Genomic DNA, 19,231 nt, shown 5'->3' with positions numbered 1-19,231 from the left:
GCTATAGTTTAGGGCAAAGCCTGCGCGGCCTCGACCCTACCGCGAACCTTCATAAATACCTGTCGGCAGCCGACCTGGAGAAGATCAACACGCATAGTAATAAACCGCTGGCCATTTTGCAGCTTAATGCGCTGCAATTAACGGAGCTGCGGGATGAAGGAAGACTGGAATTATTCAGCCATGTACAGATCAATTCAACGCAGGTGAATTTTTCTAATGCGATGGGTATGGCCGAGCGGATCAAAAGCACGGTGTTCCCGCAGACCTACCGCTTATTCCTGCATTTCTTTATCTATATTTTCGTCGTTACTTTATCAATAGCACTGACAGATATCGATAGTTTCTTCGAGATCCCTTTGTTACTGGTGATTTCTTCTGCTTTTTTTCTTTTGGAAAAATCAGCGATGCATTTACAGGACCCTTTCAATAACCTTCCTACTGATACCGCGATGACGACGATAGCCACCAATATAGAAATCAATATCAAGCAGTTACTGGGTGAGCAGGATATCCCTGAGCCTTTAAAACCCGAAAGCTTTTATTCACTATAAGTAATTATAATGCCGGAGATCATATTAAATGTTGCCGAACTGAAGCTATCGGATAATTCCGTGACCTATGGCCCTGTTATCCAAACCGCTGAAAACGAATATCTTTTTAGGAACACGTTTAGTTCCTTGGATCTGTATTTCACACTGAAAAAGAATGCTGATGGCAACTGGGAATATGCAGATGAGGCACTGGCGGATATTCCCAAAAACTATATTGAGCAGATCGGCTTGCAAATAGACCAGAAGAACCGGGCATTAGGTAAAGAAGTGCTTAAATAAATTAACTAAACCGTACAAGCAGCGAATGCGTATTTAGGAAACACCCAGGTTTCGAAACTGCTACGCGCCCAAACGAGGCTGGAAGCACATTACTCACAGCAGGCCAGCTTGGAGCTGGGTAATTGATATCATTATTACCGCTCGATCTCGCTGCTGCTACTTTCTTTTTAATGACCGCTCGTATTCTTTCAGGCTTTTCTTCAGGTCCTGCCCATTATTGTGGATGGACCTACAGAATACGTTACAGGCCGCAGGGTCTTCACTGTCGCCGCATTGCGTTTGGCAGCCGGTTAAAGTATTACGGGGCATCAGATCATACATATGCGTTACTGTATATCCAACCAGTAAGAAAATGGCGACAACACTGGCAAAGAACCATTTTGGAAATTTGTTATTCTGAACGATGGCCTGTTGAGGCGGATCATTGAATGGAAAAATGTATTTGACCCTTTCATAATGCCAGCACAACAGATAAACGCAGGCTATTACCATCAGCGGTGCTGTTAACAAGGAACCTTCGAACCTTACTGCAAGCGACAAGACGCAGATATTTAATATGATAGGAAGATAAAGCAGGACTCCCAACACCACGGTGCGGGGAAAGAGAAGTAATAAAGCGGCAACGACCTGGGCGTATCCAATAAAAGTGTAATAGTAGCCGGTATGGTGCAATGCCTCCAAATAGTGCCCCATTGGTTGATTATTGTGCAGATCCGTAAAACGTTCTCCAATGATCTTAACATATCCTGCCGGCAAAAACCCTGCGACAAGCGCCAGCCTTGTGAATGTTGTAAAATAACGCATCCATTTATTACCCCTCGATCTTGCGTAAAGTTTATCTAAACCTTGAATGATATTCATATTAAAAGTACTTTGCAAATCAAAGTTAATTATTGTAATGTATTAATTAAAATATTCTTCATAAAATATAGTCGATTATTATCCGCGCATCAATTTTCCTACATTACTATTTTATTTAAAACGTATGCACACATCGGTTAACCTGCCTTCCTACTTCCATCCGATTGCTGTAAACGGCAGCAAAAAGTATTCTGCATAGGTTTTTCGATGCATTAAAATGGACTTGGTATGTTAAATTTGACGGCATAGGTTAATTTTTGCACATTGAGTTATGCAAGTTTTTAATGTTCCCGACATAGTTACCGGCCATCCTCAGATGGAGGCGGGAGATATTCGTTTCGTAGATTACCGGGACAAAGGCGGCCCGTTCAGGAACCGTGTGTTGTTCAGGACGTTCGCCTTTAGCTTCGTTCAGCATGGCCAAAAGCATATCTACAGAGCCGAAGGCAGTACTATTCTGCGGCCAGGGCATGGTATGCTGATTCCCGAAGGCCATTCGATCATAGCGGAGCATAGTGATTCCGATGAGGCGTATAACAGTATCATTATTTTCTTCCCGGCATCGCTGGGCCAGGAATTTATAGCATCCAGGAATTATGAGGGACGGGTCAAAGATATTGCACCATATGTCCATTTTGAGATCGACGGTTACATCGGCGAATATGTAAATAGCTTAAAAACACTTATCTGCCGCGGGCAAAAGCTATCTCCGGAATTAGCAGTGATCAAAGTGAACGAGTTATTGACGGCTTTATGTGATCTTCATCCGGGCCTGCTTGTATCGCTGTTCAGTGGCCAGCGGGACCTGTCACTAATGAACCTGATCGAACAAAACTTGCTCAAAGAACTTAGCCTGGAGGAATTGGCCTTTTTGGCGAACCGCAGCGTCTCGTCCTTCAAGCGCGACTTTATGAAAATGTACGGCGTGCCCCCGCAGCAATACATTCGCGGCCGCAAACTGGAGATCGCCGGAAAGGAGCTGTTGAAAGGGAAGTCCGCCAGTGAGTTATACCTCGACTATGGCTACCAGCATTTATCTAACTTTAATACCGCATTTAAAAGGAAATTTGGTGTGACGCCATCAGCTTACCGGCCTATCGCCTGATCTGGGCTTTTTGCAAGATAATTTGAACTTTGCGCAATAACACGATACTGCCGCCATCGCCCATATTTGGGCATGAAAAAGATCTTCATCCTTATTTACTTTATTACTTTCTACAAGAGCGTTTCTGCTCAAACATTTACCCTCGCCAGTAAAGACCTTGGCGGGCAGTTCACCAATGAGTTTGTGGCCGGTAACTTTGGTTGTAATGGTAAAAACCTTTCTCCGGAACTGCATTGGTCGAACCCGCCGGCCGGAACAAAAAGTTATGCCGTCACGATGTATGATCCGGATGCCCCTACAGGCAGCGGCTTTTGGCATTGGGTGGTCATTAACATACCTTCCGCCACTTTGCAGCTAAGCCAGGGTGCAGGCAACGCCGATCTTAAACGGTTACCGGCGGGCAGCCAGCATGGACAAAATGATACGGGCGCACAAGGCTACCAGGGCCCTTGTCCGGACGGCGTCACGCCGCATCGTTACCTCATTACCGTTTATGCTTTGAACACGGAAACGTTGCCTGCACCGTCGAACGCCACCGCAGCCCTGGCCGGGTTCTTGCTGAACAAGGCGTCCATTGCCAAAGCATCGCTTATCGTATACTGCAAAAAATGATATGGCAAAGCGTATTTATATTATTGGTGCCGGTGCTATAGGTAAAGCACTGGCTGTTTGCCTTGCCAACGCAGGGAAAGATGCCGTTCTGGTAAGGAGCAGCCTGGATCACCAGCCTGACCGATTGGAAAGCATCCGGTTGAACATGGCCGACGGCGCTACGCTACAGGCTGACCTGGCAGTAAAAACGTTCAGTTCTCTCAGTGAACCGGATGGTATTTTTGTGGTGGCCAGTAAATCTTTCGCCAATGATGGAGTCGCGGAAAAGCTGGGTGAGTTAGCAATAAACGCACCTGTAGTACTGCTGCAGAACGGCCTGAACATTGAACGGCCGTTTCTGAGCAACGGGTTCCCGAACTTATACCGCTGCGTATTACTGGCGACCAGCCAGTTCGAGAAAGCCGATGAATTGCGGTTCCGGCCGGTAGCTGCCAGCCCTGTTGGGGTCGTTAACCGTGATACTGCTTTTAATGACCTTATTGTTGAGCAACTTCATACCAATTGGTTTCCGTTCGTCCGGGAGGATCATATCTACAAAATGGTTTGGCAAAAGGCAATTGTCAACTGCGTTTTCAATTCAGTGTGTCCTTTACTGGAGATAGATAACGGCGTTTTCCACCGCGAGGCCAAGGCAATGAAAATAGCAGGCCGTATCATTGAAGAGTGTATGTTGATCGCAGATCGTTCCGGTATATCTCTTCAGTTGGAAGAGATCAGGAATACCTTGCTATCGATCAGCTGCGCTGCTGACGGGCAATTCATCTCGACCTTGCAGGATATCAGGCATCACCGGCCTACAGAAATTGGCACCCTAAACCTTGAGGTGGCCGCGATCGCCCGGTCTTTAGGCCTGGAAAATAAAGTAATCATTACAAGTATGCTGGGCGAACTTATTGCACTCAGATCACAACTAAACCAATGAATATGGCATCCATTTGGAGAAAGAGGCCGATAAGATCATTGCTGGAAGAGGCCGGTGAAAGCAAAGGGCTTAAACGAACATTTACTGCCTGGTCACTGATCGCGCTCGGTATTGGCGCAGTCATTGGCTCCGGCTTATTTGTCAGTACAGCAACGGCGATCGCGGACGACGCCGGCCCGTCGGTTACCATCGCGTTCTTCGTAGCGGCGCTTGGCTGCGCATTAAGCGGCTTTTCTTATGCCGAACTGGCTTCGGCCATACCGGTATCCGGCAGTGCCTATACCTACACCTATGCTACCATGGGCGAACTTCTAGCCTGGATCATAGGCTGGGACCTCATCCTTGAATATGCCGTAGGTGCGGCCACCGTGGCCATTTCCTGGAGCCAGTACCTGAACAATTTGTTAGCGAATGTGCTGCATTTGCCGCCCATTCCTTACGCGCTTTCGCATTCACCGTTCCAACACGCCACAACAGGTGAACATGGCCTGATCAACCTACCGGCGCTGGCCATCATTGTTTTGGTAAGTTTACTGCTGATCAAAGGTACACGCGAATCCGCGCTGGTAAACGGTGTCATTGTTATTATTAAGGTAAGCATCGTGATCCTGATCATCGCCCTTGGCTGGGGCTTTATCGACCCGGGCAACCATGTTCCTTATATACCTCCTGCGAGTGACTATACAGATGAGCAAGGCTTCACACATAGCTTTGGCGGGATAAACGGCATACTGGCCGCAGCCGGAACGGTGTTCTTCGCTTTCATTGGCTTTGATGCGGTCAGTACTACAGCTCAGGAAACCATTAACCCTAAACGCGACATGCCGATAGGCATTTTAGGCACGCTTGCATTCTGTGCCGTGCTTTATATTCTTTTCGGCCATGTATTGTCGGGATTGGGCAGTGTTAACGACTTCCGCACCAGCGGGAAGGAAGCATCGGTCGCTTTTGCCATTCAACGCTATATGCCGGGTTATGCCTGGTTGGCGCAATTGGTAACCGTAGCTTTATTAGCCGGTTTCTCCTCGGTCATCCTGGCCATGTTGATGGGGCAATCCCGGGTTTTCTATGCTATGAGCAAAGACGGCCTGCTGCCGGAATATTTTTCAGCCCTGCATCCCCGGTTCCACACGCCTTATAAGGCTAATATCGTTATTATGATACTGGTTGGCCTGTTCGCCGCTTTCGTGCCGGGTACCGTTGTCGGCCATATGAGCAGCATAGGAACACTGTTCGCCTTCATTCTGGCCAGTATTTCCGTGATCATTCTGCGTAAAAGAGAACCGGGACTGGAGCGGCAATTCAAAGCGCCGTGGGTGCCTTTTATACCGGTGCTGGGTATCGCGTTCTGTGGCGCGATGATCTATGGCCTGGGCTGGGCCAACTGGTTGAGATTATTGGCTTGGCTGATCATCGGGAGCATTATTTATTTTAGCTATGGACGTAAAAATAGTAAATTAAGATAAAAGTTTGGGTTATGAATGATGAATACCTGAAAAGCGCTATCAAACAGTTTGCGTATTACAAGCTGTTGGGCGAAAAGGCATTTGAGCAGTTGACTGATGAGCAACTGTCCTGGCAGGCTAACGAAGAGAGCAACAGCATTGCGGTGATCGTCAAACATTTGTCGGGAAATATGCTCAGCAGGTGGACGGACCTGCTGTCCACGGATGGTGAAAAACCCTGGCGGGACCGGGATGCCGAATTTGAAAACGGCCTGGCTACCCGAAGCCAGGTCATGGCTTACTGGGACAAGGGCTGGGAAATGCTGCTGAATACCCTTCAGGCATTGCGGCCTGAGGACCTGGCCAAGGTCATCTATATCCGTAACCAGGGGCATACGGTACTGGAAGCGATCAACCGGCAACTGGCTCATTACCCTTATCATGTCGGCCAGATCGTTCTTATCGGCAAAATGCTCGCAGAGCACTGGGCTTCTTTGTCGATACCGAAAGGCCGGTCAACGGAATACAACACCGAAAAATTCGATCAGCCGCAAACCCGGCAGCACTTTACAGACGAAATATTAGATCAAAAAGCTAAAAAATGATGACACAGCAGCAGGCAGATGAATTTGCCGAACAATGGATCGAGGCCTGGAACAGCCACGATCTCGACCGGATAATGGCGCATTATAGCGAGGATCTCATATTTTATTCACCAGTGATCGTGTCGCTTGGTGTCAACGATAAAGGCCGTATCGATGGCAAAGAATTGTTACAGCTGTATTTCAAAAAAGGACTGAATGCTTATCCCGAGCTGAACTTCAAACTCCTCCATGTGTTTTGCGGTATCGATTCGCTGGTCATTCAGTATGAAAGCGTGAACGGGAAATTAGCAGCAGAATTAATGCAGTTCGGCATGCCTACCCTGGCTACGCGAGTGGCATGCCATTATCAAAACACGAACAGGCAATAAGGCAGAAAAACATCCGGGAAGAGAAACGCTTTAAGAACCTGACAGAAGGCAAAATTAGGGCGCTCGTTCGCAAAGGCTGATCCAATATGCGAGCCTTAAATAATGTAGTTTTTCCGCGCGAGCGCCTGGTCGATGATGAATATATCCCGCCATTTGATCTCCATGCCGAAGCAGTTTTTTTGCGCTATTACAACTGCGTCTGTGGCTTTTGGTGATTAAAATTTTGGTGGTATTTTTATTTAGGCAGACGCCCCCCGCGAATCCAGCCTGAAAGTGGTCGGCGGGCTGCCTGTTATTTTGGTGAAAAGCCGGGTGAAGTATTGGGCATCATCGAAACCGAGCGAACGAGAGATCTCTTTTATGGGCAGATCGGTATAGTATAATTGGCGTTTCGCTTCACGCATCGTCTCCTGCTGCAAATGTTGTGTCACGGAGAAACCTGTTACTTCCCTGACCGTATCATTGAGATGCCCCGCTGAAATATGCATCTCTGCCGCAAACTCGGAAGGCTTCATCAGTATATGATATCTTTGCCGGATCAGTTGCCGGAACCGCTTGACGATCTCGATACTGCGCGATGGGTGCCCGTTAAGGCTGTCACGCTCGGTAGCCAGGTAAGCGGAAGCAAGTTGGTAAGTAAAGGCATTGGTAAGATGATGGGCGATCTTAATATTGAATGGCCGCTCCCGGTCCTGGTGGGTTTCATGCAGGTATGCTAATAGGGCTGACAGGTCCCGGGCCAATCGGGGCCCGGCGGATGCCTTCACCACTTCCGATAGGCACTGGTCTAAAATATCTTTTAATGGCGGGTCAATGATCGCGGGATCCAGGGCAAGGAACCAGCCGGATCGCAAATTAGCTGAAAGTATGCGGTGGACCTGGCCCGGGTAAGAAAGGAATAAGTTACCGTCGGAAAGGGTGGCCTTTTGCAGGTCGACCTCCATTTGAAGTTCACCTTTATCAAGCAATACACAATAGTAAAAATCGTGACGATGGGGTTCGTCCAATTCATACCCTGAGCCAAATGGCCTGGCCGCGCTGAATGATTTGATGTAAATACCGGCGAACCAGTCGTCCATAAGGTGCACCGGTATTTGCGCTTGTTTGTTCATTTATAAAGGTAATCAATATTTAATTCGTGCCCCTTTGGTATTCACCGTGTAACAGGGCCGCGGTCTCGGACCGGAACAAATTGTTCAAGCGGGCCCTTGCCGTCATCTGTTTGAAATCCCCATGCAAGGATGGGTTACCCGCATCATGCATGGTATCCGCCATCCACACAGCGAAATCCTGGTAATTCCAGATATGCGGCAGTACGGTATCCGAGTAGTTGTGAAGTGCGGTAGCATCACCCTTAAGGATCGCTGCTGACAGCGCCGTTCCCAGGACATCGATGTCGTAGAGCCCAAGGTTCATGCCCTTGGCGCTTACCGGCGGAACGAGATGAGCGGCATCTCCGGCAAGGAAAAGGCGCCGGTATTGCATGGGAGCATGCACGACAGAGCGGAAGGGTACGAATTCGACGTGATGGACCAACACGTTCTCTATGGCCGGTTCGTTCAGCCTTAAACGGATCTCATCCCATATCCGCTCGTCGGGCCAGTGGCTTCGGTCATCGCTTAGGGCGCATTGCAGGTAATAGCGGCTCCGCAAAGGTCCCCGCGGCAACTGCCCGACAAAACCATCGTCGCTGATCGCCATGATCGGATTTCCCCTGACCGGTGCTTCAACCAGTGCCGCAAGCCAGGCATAGCCATAGTCATACTGATAGGTTTTGATCATGCCGCTTGGTATCGAAGCGCGACTGATGCCCCGGTCCGCGTCACAGCCCGCGATATATCGACAATGGATCTCATGAGTGCCGTGCGCGTCCTGATAAGCTATGATCGGTGGTAGATCTGCTTCATTTTGGATGGCCACATCTGATACTTCGAAACGGACATCGCCGCCTGCTTCGTCGATCAGTTCCTTCAAGAGATTGTTGACAAGCATTTGCTGGGTACAAAAACGGCTTTCGATGCCGTCAGTGGCAGGCGCGACAAATATTTTAGCCTCACCATTCAGTCGGTATTCGATCGTTTGAGCTACCGGGCCGGTCAGCAGTTCCTCAGCGACACCCCATCGCTCGAACATTTTCACGGCACGGGCATCCACCACGCCCGCGCGTTGCCTTTGTTCGACATAAGTTCGCCCGCGTCGTTCCAGTACCACCGTTTTGATGCCTGACCGTTTCAGGAACAACGCCAGGGCAAGCCCGCAAACACCGCCGCCAATGATCACTACCTCTGCATTTTCCACCGATATATTGTCGTTCGTTTTCATTGTTTTATCTGATAATTTATGTTTGACAAAGGTCGCCCTTTAAGGCAGCGGGCGTTTTAACACATCACGGTTTGATATGGACGATCCACGGAATAAGGCAAACAGAACCATCCGCCCAATTCAGTAAAAGCTAACGTTAATATCCTTCTTACTGAAAAAGTTGCCTGCTGGTTAAAACATTCAAACATTTGCCTTATTTCCGGCGTTTTTCACGGTGTACACATTGGTGTGATCGTTTAACTTATAACCTATAAATAATTGTCTACAGCATCATATACTTTTCTTAACGGCGGCGGCCAGGCCGGCGGTCTGATCAGGGCGGTGGATTGGTCAGCTACAGCTATGGGCTCGCCGGAACAATGGCCCGAAAGCTTAAGGTCAGCGATCAGTATCAGCCTTAATTCGGGATTTCCGATCGCGATATACTGGGGGCAGGAATTTACCCTTGTCTATAATGATGCATGGAGTTCCATTCCCGGTGATAAGCACCCCTGGGCCCTGGGTAAACCGGGTGCCGTAGTGTGGCCGGAGATCTGGGACGGGTTGAAAGACCAGTTCAATGCTGTTCTAAGGACAGGTGAGTCGATCAGGCAGCCTGATGCCCTGTTGTTAATGAACCGTTACGGTTATAAAGAGGAATGTTATTTCGATTATACGCTGTCCCCGATCGTTGCATCAGACGGCGGTGTCGGCGGCGTGTTCAATGCCGTTATCGAAACGACCTACCGGCATATCAACGAACGCCGTAATGCGCTTTTGCTTTCCTTTTGGGAGAACCTGAACAGATCGGCCGGTGTTGCGGAAGCGGCCGAACTGATCTGTGCCATCCTGAACCGTGCGCCTGATGATATTTGTTTCTGCGCGCTTTTTTCGGGCAGCGGGCCCGAAGGCCATGCTGTACCGCTAAGCGGGCACCTGTCCATCCCTGGAGAAAGCCTGCCCATTATTGCCTCGCTGGCCGAAGGTACCGCTTTCTCAGGAAAGCCATTAAAGATCAATGGCCTCGATGCGTATTTGCCCGGACCGATTATGAGTTCGTATGATGAACCGGTCAAAGAGGCTGTTATCGTTCCCATTTCCAACGGCGACACCCGGCTCAGGGGATATATGGTATTGGGCGTTTCCCCCCGCAAACGCCTGGATGATGAATATATGCAATTCATGGAGGCGGTAGGCAGGCAGGCCGGTACGATCCTCAATAACGCCTATGGGAACGAGATCAATGATGCTTACCTGCGTGAGCAGGCATTAAATGAGGAACTTGCTGCGGCGAATGAAGAGCTTGCGGCCACGAATGAAGAATTGCATCAGGCCCAGCAACGTTTAAATGGCCTCACCGATGAATTGGAGGCGAAGGTCGTTGAACGTACCAGGGAATTGGAAGAAAGCTACGAAGAACAGCAGGCGCTTAACGAAGAGATAAACGCGGCCAATGAGGAACTGACCTCGGCGAATGAAGAACTCGCGGCAACGAATGAAGAATTAAGCGAAACACAAATACACTTGCAGCGTACGCTTGCCGGGCTGGCGGAAAGTGATGAGCGGTTCCGGAACCTGGTCAGGGATGCCTCGGTCGGTATCATACTCGTCACGGGAAAAGACCTTACTACACTTATAGTCAATGATACTTACGCGAGGCTGATTGGCCGTACGGTAGCTGAACTGGAGAACAGGCCGCTCTTCGATATCATACCGGAAGCCACGAGTACCTTCAGGCCAGTGATCGAAAGGGTGCGTGATGTTGGGGAGCCGCTTTACCTCGCCGATCAGCCGTATATCGTCTACAAGGACGGGGGCACGATCAATGGCTTTTTGAATGTTACTTACCAGCCCTACCGCGAGTCCAATGGCAAGGTGACCGGCGTCATGGTATTATGCCAGGACGTCACGGAGCAGTTCATCAGCAAGCGTAAATTGGAGCTAAGCGAGGAGCGCTTCCGTTTTATGCTCAATGCGATACCCCAGCAGGTCTGGACAGCAACACCTGACGGCGCATTGAATTACGTGAACGAGGTGGTCGCCGAGGATTTTGGTGAGGACGGTGGATCGATCGTTGGGCAGGGTTGGCAGAAATTCATACATCCTGATGATGCCGCAGCAACGCTGAACACCTGGCAAAAGGCACTGGCCAGTGGCCGGGAATACCAGGTCGAGTTCCGTTTGAGGATGAAGAACGGCAATTATATTTGGCACCTCGCCCGTGCACTTCCTTACCGGGAAGGCGGGAAGATCGTCTCCTGGCTGGGTACTAATACCAATATCGAGATCCAAAAAAGTAATGAACAAAAAAAGGATGAGTTCTTATCGATCGCGAGCCATGAATTGAAAACACCCCTCACCAGCATCAAAGCCTTTAACCAGATCATGCGCCGCATGAATAAAGCGGAAAATTTGGGCACCTTCATAGAGAAGTCAGCCCATCATTTATTCAGGTTGGAGAAACTGATCAATGACCTGCTTGACGTGACACGGATCAATGCAGGTAAAATGGTTTACGATATCCAGCCCTTCGGCTTCAAGGAAATGCTGTTGGAATCTATTGAGAGCGTGCAGCTGAAAAGTGAACGGCATGCGATCATTTTAGAAAAGGCAGATGATGTGGACTTTAACGGCGACAGGCTCAGGCTGGAACAGGTCATGACTAATATCCTGACTAATGCCGTCAAGTATTCTCCCGAGGCCACCAGGGTTGTCGTTAACGCGGCGGTGCAGGATAACGGTATCGTTGTTTCCGTTCAGGATTTTGGGATCGGCATCGCCAAAGAGCATATCGAACACCTTTTTGGCCGGTATTACCGGGTCGATAATACGGCCATGCGCTTCGAGGGCCTGGGGCTTGGCCTCTATATATCCTCAGAGATCATCAAACGCCACGATGGTACCTTATGGATAGAAAGTACTGAAGGCGAAGGTTCTACGTTTTATTTCCGGTTGCCCCTCCAAACTAACGAGGAAGATCGTATCACGGAGTATGAGGGTTATTATGGCGACCGGTCGATAACCATCGAACATAATGTAGCACACTTCAGGCTGGATGTTGACTGGAAAGGTTTCCAAAATGTCGAAAGTGTGCAGCGGGGCGGCATGAAGATGCTGGAGATGCTTACTAAAGCCGGGGCTAGTAAAGTGCTGAACGATAATACACACGTTTTAGGAAGCTGGTCAGAGGCATCTGACTGGGCCGCACAAGTCTGGTTCCCGCAAATGGCCGCTGCCGGCCTGAAATACTTTGCCTGGGTCTATTCGCCCAGCACATTCAGCCGCATGTCCGCAGAAAAAGCCGCTGATACCACGCCGGGACTGGTGGAGACGCGATTTTTTGGCGATCCGGAAAGTGGCGCTGCCTGGCTGGATGAGAAAGTATAACTGTTCAAGGCGCGGAATGTTCAAACCGCCTGCCGGCCAACCAGTGGCTTTTTTTATTGCTCTCCTTGATATGATGAAACCTTAAGCGCCGGCTGTTGTTGTAAAAAAAAGTTAATTATAAATTAAAGATCATGGACGATAAAACAAAGGCCGGCAGCCCGGATAGCAAATTCATTAACGTGAACGAAGATTACGAGGTAGCCTATTGGACAAAAGAATTAGGCGTTTCCAGAGAAGAGCTCGAAGCCGCTGTCAGCGCCGCCGGGACATCAGTAAGTGCCGTCAGGGATCACTTAAATAAGTAAGACGATGGGCCTGACCGAATATGCTAAAAAAAGGGACTTCAAAAAAACATCCGAACCAAAAGCGGGGAAAAGCAAGGACAAGGGCCATTTGGTGTTTGTCGTGCAGAAGCATGATGCAAGCAGGCTGCATTATGATTTCCGGCTGGAAATGGAAGGCGTACTAAAAAGCTGGGCGGTGCTCAAGGGCCCGAGCCTGGACCCCAAGATCAAACATTTGGCGATGATGGTCGAAGACCATCCTTTCGACTACCTGAACTTCGAGGGCATCATCCCAAAAGGGGAATATGGCGGCGGCACGGTCATCGTTTGGGATGAAGGTACTTATGAACCGATCGAGCCGGTCAAGGGAAAAAAGGCGCAGGAAAAGCATTTGCTCAAGCAATTGGCTTCGGGGCAGCTGAAGGTCAGGCTACATGGCGAAAAGCTCAATGGTGAATTTGCGCTCGTCAAAACCCACGGCATGGGTGAGAACGGTTGGCTGATGATCAAACATAAGGATGAGTTCGCTACGGATAAGGATATCACTAAAAAGGACAGGTCCGTACTTTCCGGCAAGACCATCGATCAGATGGCCAAAACCGGTGCAAAGGTTTGGCAGAACGGCCATGAAGATAGCGTCGTACCGGATGAAAGCCTGGCAGAAGAGGTGGTAACGGAAGAAGCGCCCGAATTTGACGCACAGGCCCTGTTGAAGTCCGCACCAAAGGGAAAGATCCCGGCCAATATCAAACCCATGAAAGCCACTTTGGTAGATGGGCCTTTTAGTGAAGAAGGCTGGCTTTACGAAGTGAAATGGGATGGCTACCGCGCCATTGCCAAAATCCAAAATGATGAAGTCTCGCTGATCTCCCGTAATAACCTGCCCTTTGAAAAATACTACCCGATCAATGATGCACTGAAGCAATGGAACATGAATGCCGTACTCGACGGCGAGCTGTTGGTGCTGAATGACAAGGGCATCTCTGATTTTGGCGCTATGCAGAATTGGCGCAGTGAAGCGGACGGCAACCTTGTCTTTTACATTTTTGATATCCTATGGTATGAAGGTAAGAACCTGATGGGCTTACCGCTTATCGAGCGCCAGGCGATACTACAGTCTATACTGCCCACCGATAATGAACACATCCGGCAAAGCAAGGTATTCGATGCGGACGGCCCGGAATTTTTTGCTGCCGCTGAGCGCATGGGCCTTGAAGGTATCATCGCTAAAAAAGCGGATAGTGCATATACTTCCGACTTACGGTCGAAGGAATGGTTGAAGGTCAAGGTACAGCGCCGCCAGGAGGTTGTGATCGCCGGGTTTACCAAGAACGAAGGCACCAGTAAATCTTTCAGCGCATTAATATTAGGGGTTTACGATGAAAAAGGCGATCTGCAGTTCGTTGGCAAGGTCGGTACTGGCTTTTCCGATAAGCTTCAGAAAGAGATGATGGCGCAGTTCAAGCCGCTCATTACGGATAAAAGCCCGTTCAACTATGAAGTAGATGTCGATAAACCGACCCGCTTCCGCCCTAAACGAATGGGGTCTAAACCGACGTGGCTGAAACCGCAACTCGTTTGCGAGGTGGGTTTTGCGGAGGTGACGAGTGACGGCGTTTTCCGGCAGGCCTCCTTTAAAGGGATGCGTACGGATAAGGACCCGAAAGATGTGGTAATGGAAAAAGCCGCGCATACGGAAGAAGCTGCTGCAGCAACTAAAAGCTCAACAGCTTCTCCTGATAAAGCCGATCTCCGATTAGAGCCGGCCAAAAGCACGGAACGCAAAACGCTGCTTAATCCTACAGAGGACACGCAAACGAAAAAGGTCTGCGGCCATGACCTCAAATTCAATCATGTCACCAAGCTTTACTGGCCGGAAGACAAGATCACTAAGGGTGACATGCTGAATTATTATTATAAGGTAGGCGAATATATGATACCCTATCTGAAAGGCCGGCCCATGTCTTTGAACCGGTTCCCGGGTGGTATCCATGGCCAAAGTTTTTATCAGAAGAACGTGGCCGATAAAGCGCCGGACTGGGCAGAGACCTTCGGCCATGTGACGGATGAAGGCAAAATCACCAAGTACCTCATAGGCACCGACGAGGCCAGCCTGCTTTGGATGAATTCATTAGGCTGTATCGAGATCAACCCCTGGTTCAGCCGCGCGCAAACACCCGACAACCCGGACTATTGCGTGATCGACCTCGACCCGGATAAGCACACTTACGACCAGGTGGTCGAAGCGGGAAGGGTCGTCAAGGATATCCTGGATGCGATCGAGGTCCCGAGTTATCCGAAGACTTCAGGTTCGACGGGTATGCATATTTATATCCCCTTGGGTGGGAAGTATTCTTACCAGCAATCCCAGCTTTTCGCCAATATCATCGTTAAGCATGTCCATGAACAGATCCCGGATTATACCAGCCTGGAGCGCAGTATCGCTGCCCGCAAAGGCAAGATGTACCTCGATTATTTACAGAACCGGCCTTGAGCCACGATCGCCGGGCCCTATTCGCTCCGGCCAAAGCCGGGAGCAACGGTTTCCATGCCACTGAGTTGGGATGAAGTAAAGCCCGGCCTGACCATTCAGCATTTTAATATCCACAACGTCTTGGGCCGCCTGAAAGAGACGGGCGACCTTTTCCGGGGTGTACTGGGAGAAGGTATCGACCTGGCAAAGACACTTAAAAAGGCGCAAGCCACATTCGAATAAACATGAAAAGGACTACAAGCAGTATCATAGGGGGCATCGCCGGCGCCGTTGCGCTGAACATCCTCCACCAGGCGGTGAAGGAATTCGTACACGAAGCCCCGAGGGCTGACCTGGCCGGTGAAGAAGCCTTGTCCAAAAGCCTGGAGAAGCTGGGGATTGAACCGCCCACCGGCGATAACCTATTTGCGGCAACGATGGCGGCCGACCTGTTGAGCAATGCGGCTTATTATAGCCTTATCGGCCTCGCTAAGAAGAAACGGTTCCCGTTGGCCGGGGCCTTGGCCGGGCTGGCGGCCGGAGTTGGCGGGCTGGTATTGACAAAGCCGATGGGTTTAAGCGATGCGCCGGTAACACGCACGCACGAAACAAAAGTAATGGCCGTCGCCTGGTATACTTTTGGCGGAATCGTAGCGGGGGCCGTCATGAAAGCATTACGCAAATAGAACGTACAAGCGGCGGTCAGCCGCGCGCTTTTTTCCAGTCGGCTTTCATAGCAGCATAAGTTGTGTTCTGTTCGGCTTCTTTCCATTTGCTGTGAAATATGGCGGCCGCTTTCGCTTTTTCCTCATCTCCCGTTCCCCGTTCCATTAAGGCGTAATTTTTTTCGGCATCATACTTACGTCCGCCCTTATAATTGGCATACCGCCGGGCCCGGGTATAGCCCATTTGCAAATATTTACGCGCCATGTCGGCGCCTACGAACTCACCTTTAGCCAGGTAATCCAGGAACTGTGCATAGATCTTTTCGCTGCTTTCTTTTGCTATCTCCTCGGTCCTGAAGCGCCAGTGCTGCCCGATCTCGGCTTTGTAGGGTTCACAGGTCAATACGCCCTGTTCACCTTTACCTACAAGGTAGCGTTCCGGGTGCTTCCGGTAGTCGATGTCCGGCTTCCAGGCATAATTTTCTATATCAAAATCAAGGTACGATGGGGTATTTGGTTTCATTGGGGTTCGGTCAATTAATTTGATCTGCCAATTCGATCCATACCGGCGCATGGTCACTGGAGTGTTCCCGGCCGCGGACTGCCTTGTCGACGCCGGCCGACAACAGCCTAGGTTTTAAGGTATCATTTAACAAGAAATGATCTAATCGTAACCCAGCATCCCTGCCATAGGCATTACGCAGGTAATCCCAAAAGGTGTAGATCCTTTCGTCCGGGTACAGTTGCCGGATAGCGTCCGTCCAGCCGAGTTTAAGCAATGCCCGCCAAAGCTTTCTTGCCTCAGGCCGGAACAAGGCGTTCTCAAGATACTTCTCTGGCTTGTAGGTATCCAAATCGGTGGGCATGATGTTATAGTCGCCGATGAGGACGACAGGCAGATCAAAGCCCTGCAATTTTTTAGCATGTGCGATCAGCCGCTTGATCCACTTTAATTTATATTCGAACTTAGGGCCCGGAAATGGGTTGCCATTAGGTAAATAAAGGCAGCCGATCACTACACCGTTGATGTAGGCTTCGATATAACGGCTGTGCGTATCATCCGGGTCCCCGTCCAGTCCGCGCCTCGTTTCCTGTATCTCACCGTATCGGGATAATATCGCCACCCCGTTCCAGCTTTTTTGGCCATGCCAGATGGAATGGTAGCCCGCGTCCAGCAAAATAGATGCAGGGAATTTATGATCTTCCGTTTTAAGTTCCTGCAAACAAACGACGTCAGGTTTCGCCTCGTTAAGCCAGCGCACTAAGTTGTCTACACGCCCGTTAATGCCGTTAATGTTATAGGTCGCGACCTTCACGATCAGGCTCCTTTTTTTGCGTTCAGGCTGCTCATGAGCTGGTCATAAAGGTCATCGCCTTTGGCCTTTTTAGGTTTTAGTTTCTTAATTGTCGGGCGTTTCCCTTTGGCTTTCTGTTCGATGATGTTCATCAATTCGGTATGATACTCATCTTTATATTTGGACAGGTCAAGAGGTTCTTCATACTGGTCGATCAGCGCCAGCCCCATTTTCAGTTCTTTTTCACTGACTTTGATCTTATCATCCAGTTTCAATTCTTCCTGGCCGCGGATCTGCTGGGCAAAACGGATGCGGGTCACGACGATCGCATTATCGACGGGGTGAACGATACAAAGGCTTTCGGTGCTTCGCAGGACGAACCTCGCCAGGCCGGCCTTGCCTGATCTTTTCAAAGCTTCCAGCAATAAGGCATAAGCTTTATTGTTTTTAGTTGCCGGCTCGGAGTAATAGGATGTTTCATAATACATCGGGTTGACCGATACGACATCAACGAAACTTTCGATCTCGATCACCTTGGTCTTTTCCGGCGCGGCCGCCTCGAAATCAGCATCCTCGATGATCACGTAATCATCGTCATATTTATATCCCTTAACGATCTTATCATAGGGTACTTCCTTTTTCGTATGCTCGTTAACACGCTGGAATTTAATATGCGCATGGTCACGGCTGTCGAGCATATCCAGGTCAAGCCGGTTTTCTTGTACAGCCGAAAATAATTTGATGGGGATACTCACAAGCCCAAAGCCGATAGAGCCGGTCCAGATGCTTCTCATATCTTTAGTTTTCTAAGTCATCGTTGATGCCGTGCGGGTGGTGCGCTTCGATCTTGTCTGCCAGTTCATGAAGTATTTCTTCAGGGAGGCTGCCGGGATTCTGGCATATCTGTAAAAAGTCGTGGATATCGGGCGTAAAACTGGCCACGTGCTTACCGTTCTTGTAAACTCTGAATTTGCATTTGCCGTCCTCATGGTGCGCGTATTCACCCACTTCAAAATGATGCACCTCTTTATTCAAGGAGATGGTGATCGGGTAATTTTCCATAACAGTACAACTATTTCAAAACCCTATTGTTTCGGCAATTGTAACCCAATAACGCGCAGCATTCCGGCTTGATTCTAATGAGATTTTAAATGTTAGATAAGCCTCACATAAGGCAGCTTTTCGCTATATTTGAATACCAATTGTGATCTGATTAAGAGATGTATGATTTACATTTTTTGATGGTTACTAATTTCCCTAGAAAAAGATCGCCGCTTGAGCCATGTTTTTGCGGCACGACCAACTCGATAAGCGGTCCAGGCCCGATACGGACCAAAACGCTCCTGTTTTGGTTGCCTATGAAATTTTACAAGCGATATGCGCTTGCTTTACATTAATTATTATAGTACACTATGGAAAGGAACAGCTATGTTACATGCCGGAAGTGCCGTACGCCTTCACCATACCTGTTGAAAAGAAATTTTATGGGCAGGACAGTTTTCAGTTTTCTGCCCATTCAAAAAATATTTTGCACGAAATGCCTCGCTGTCAAATATACCTTCCGACGAAAAAAGTAGTACAGTGATGCCAAGCGGCCAGGCATGCTCCCCGCAATTAGCGGCACCGCATTAAGCATCATTACACCAAACCACTCTTCCAACTTTTTGTTATGTGCTAAAAATCGAAAAAGCATGCTGTTAAAAAAACGCATCCCGGCACATTACATCCTCGGGAAAGTTAAGAACGAACTCCCCTACGTGCTGGTGGTAGGCCTGCTGGTCAACTATTTGACGAGCCATTATAAAAACCTGATCCCTATAATGCCGATAGCTATACCCACGTTCATCGGTACAGCGATCTCGGTCATCCTTTCCTTTAAGATCAATCAATCTTATGACCGCTGGTGGGAGGCGCGGAAAGTCTGGGGAAGTATCGTCAACGAAAGCCGCAATTTCATCTTACAGTTGCAATCTTTTATTTCTATGGATAAACAAGAGGCGATCAGGACGATGGGCCACCGGCAGATCGCGTGGTGCTATAGTTTAGGGCAAAGCCTGCGCGGCCTCGACCCTACCGCG

The 19,231-nt window shown here is 49.3% G+C and carries 17 protein-coding genes and 3 pseudogenes; 13 read left to right on the top strand and 7 right to left on the bottom strand.

Annotated features, from left to right (window positions below; translation table 11 throughout):
* Both BC343_RS17350 and BC343_RS17345 read left to right on the top strand, forming a co-directional pair.
* Positions 1 to 551, top strand: a pseudogene (locus BC343_RS17350) (bestrophin family ion channel); the annotation flags it as partial.
* Positions 552 to 560: 9 nt separating this feature from the next.
* On the top strand, positions 561 to 830 hold the full coding sequence (locus BC343_RS17345; protein WP_078349075.1) for a hypothetical protein: 270 nt from the start codon (positions 561 to 563) through the stop codon (positions 828 to 830).
* Positions 831 to 986: 156 nt separating this feature from the next.
* Here the strand turns inward: BC343_RS17345 and BC343_RS17340 are convergent, their stop codons facing one another.
* Positions 987 to 1,691 (bottom strand): hypothetical protein, encoded by a 705-nt coding sequence (locus BC343_RS17340; RefSeq protein WP_078349074.1) that lies wholly within the window; start codon positions 1,689 to 1,691, stop codon positions 987 to 989.
* Between the two features lie 316 nt (positions 1,692 to 2,007).
* On the opposite strand from BC343_RS17340, the gene BC343_RS17335 reads away from it, so the two are divergent.
* From BC343_RS17335 to BC343_RS17310, 6 genes are all read left to right on the top strand, one after another.
* Complete coding sequence (locus BC343_RS17335; protein WP_162276891.1) at positions 2,008 to 2,796, top strand: helix-turn-helix domain-containing protein; 789 nt, start codon at positions 2,008 to 2,010, stop codon at positions 2,794 to 2,796.
* A 72-nt stretch (positions 2,797 to 2,868) separates the two neighbouring features.
* Entirely contained in the window at positions 2,869 to 3,408 is a 540-nt protein-coding gene (locus BC343_RS17330; protein ID WP_078349072.1) for a YbhB/YbcL family Raf kinase inhibitor-like protein, read from the top strand.
* 1 nt (position 3,409) lies between these two features.
* Positions 3,410 to 4,330, top strand: coding sequence for a ketopantoate reductase family protein (locus BC343_RS17325; RefSeq protein WP_078349071.1), 921 nt, complete (start codon positions 3,410 to 3,412; stop codon positions 4,328 to 4,330).
* On the top strand, positions 4,327 to 5,796 hold the full coding sequence (locus BC343_RS17320; RefSeq protein ID WP_202909814.1) for an amino acid permease: 1,470 nt from the start codon (positions 4,327 to 4,329) through the stop codon (positions 5,794 to 5,796). The genes BC343_RS17325 and BC343_RS17320 overlap by 4 nt, the downstream gene beginning before the upstream one ends.
* An 11-nt stretch (positions 5,797 to 5,807) precedes the next feature.
* Positions 5,808 to 6,380, top strand: a complete 573-nt coding sequence (locus BC343_RS17315) for a DUF1572 family protein (RefSeq protein ID WP_078349070.1) — start codon at positions 5,808 to 5,810, stop codon at positions 6,378 to 6,380.
* Positions 6,377 to 6,748, top strand: coding sequence for a nuclear transport factor 2 family protein (locus tag BC343_RS17310; protein WP_202909813.1), 372 nt, complete (start codon positions 6,377 to 6,379; stop codon positions 6,746 to 6,748). The genes BC343_RS17315 and BC343_RS17310 overlap by 4 nt, the downstream gene beginning before the upstream one ends.
* 239 nt (positions 6,749 to 6,987) lie before the next feature.
* Here BC343_RS17310 and BC343_RS17305 read toward each other — a convergent pair whose 3' ends face one another.
* Positions 6,988 to 7,860, bottom strand: a complete 873-nt coding sequence (locus BC343_RS17305) for an AraC family transcriptional regulator (protein WP_078349068.1) — start codon at positions 7,858 to 7,860, stop codon at positions 6,988 to 6,990.
* A 19-nt stretch (positions 7,861 to 7,879) separates the two neighbouring features.
* A complete protein-coding gene (locus BC343_RS17300; RefSeq protein WP_078349067.1) occupies positions 7,880 to 9,070 on the bottom strand; it encodes a 4-hydroxybenzoate 3-monooxygenase in 1,191 nt (396 codons plus the stop codon).
* Positions 9,071 to 9,328: 258 nt separating this feature from the next.
* Here BC343_RS17300 and BC343_RS17295 point away from each other — a divergent pair, with 258 nt between their 5' ends.
* The 4 genes and pseudogenes from BC343_RS17295 to BC343_RS17280 all read left to right on the top strand — a co-directional run bounded on the left by BC343_RS17295 (position 9,329) and on the right by BC343_RS17280 (position 15,879).
* On the top strand, positions 9,329 to 12,436 hold the full coding sequence (locus tag BC343_RS17295; protein WP_078349066.1) for an ATP-binding protein: 3,108 nt from the start codon (positions 9,329 to 9,331) through the stop codon (positions 12,434 to 12,436).
* A gap of 131 nt (positions 12,437 to 12,567) precedes the next feature.
* A complete protein-coding gene (locus tag BC343_RS17290) occupies positions 12,568 to 12,741 on the top strand; it encodes a DUF3606 domain-containing protein (RefSeq protein ID WP_143822244.1) in 174 nt (57 codons plus the stop codon).
* 4 nt (positions 12,742 to 12,745) lie between these two features.
* A pseudogene (ligD, locus tag BC343_RS17285) lies at positions 12,746 to 15,436 on the top strand (DNA ligase D).
* Positions 15,437 to 15,438: 2 nt separating this feature from the next.
* Positions 15,439 to 15,879, top strand: coding sequence for a hypothetical protein (locus BC343_RS17280; RefSeq protein ID WP_078349064.1), 441 nt, complete (start codon positions 15,439 to 15,441; stop codon positions 15,877 to 15,879).
* 16 nt (positions 15,880 to 15,895) lie between these two features.
* On the opposite strand, the gene BC343_RS17275 is transcribed toward BC343_RS17280, so the two are convergent.
* The 4 genes from BC343_RS17275 to BC343_RS17260 are packed head-to-tail and all read right to left on the bottom strand — an operon-like array spanning position 15,896 to position 18,215.
* Positions 15,896 to 16,381, bottom strand: coding sequence for a DUF4385 domain-containing protein (locus BC343_RS17275; protein ID WP_078349063.1), 486 nt, complete (start codon positions 16,379 to 16,381; stop codon positions 15,896 to 15,898).
* 10 nt (positions 16,382 to 16,391) lie between these two features.
* Positions 16,392 to 17,174: an exodeoxyribonuclease III gene (xth, locus tag BC343_RS17270; protein WP_078349062.1), complete on the bottom strand. Its 783-nt coding sequence runs from the start codon at positions 17,172 to 17,174 to the stop codon at positions 16,392 to 16,394.
* A 2-nt stretch (positions 17,175 to 17,176) separates the two neighbouring features.
* Positions 17,177 to 17,947, bottom strand: coding sequence for a non-homologous end joining protein Ku (gene ku / locus BC343_RS17265; protein ID WP_078349061.1), 771 nt, complete (start codon positions 17,945 to 17,947; stop codon positions 17,177 to 17,179).
* Positions 17,948 to 17,951: 4 nt separating this feature from the next.
* Complete coding sequence (locus BC343_RS17260) at positions 17,952 to 18,215, bottom strand: hypothetical protein (protein WP_078349060.1); 264 nt, start codon at positions 18,213 to 18,215, stop codon at positions 17,952 to 17,954.
* 629 nt (positions 18,216 to 18,844) lie between these two features.
* Here BC343_RS17260 and BC343_RS17255 point away from each other — a divergent pair.
* Positions 18,845 to 19,231 (top strand): annotated as a pseudogene (locus BC343_RS17255) (bestrophin family ion channel); the annotation flags it as partial.

The organism is Mucilaginibacter pedocola (assembly GCF_002013915.1).
GTDB classification, from domain to species: domain Bacteria; phylum Bacteroidota; class Bacteroidia; order Sphingobacteriales; family Sphingobacteriaceae; genus Mucilaginibacter; species Mucilaginibacter pedocola.
Note: the sequence above shows the minus strand (reverse complement) of the source record. Positions and strands in the feature narration are given on the sequence as shown.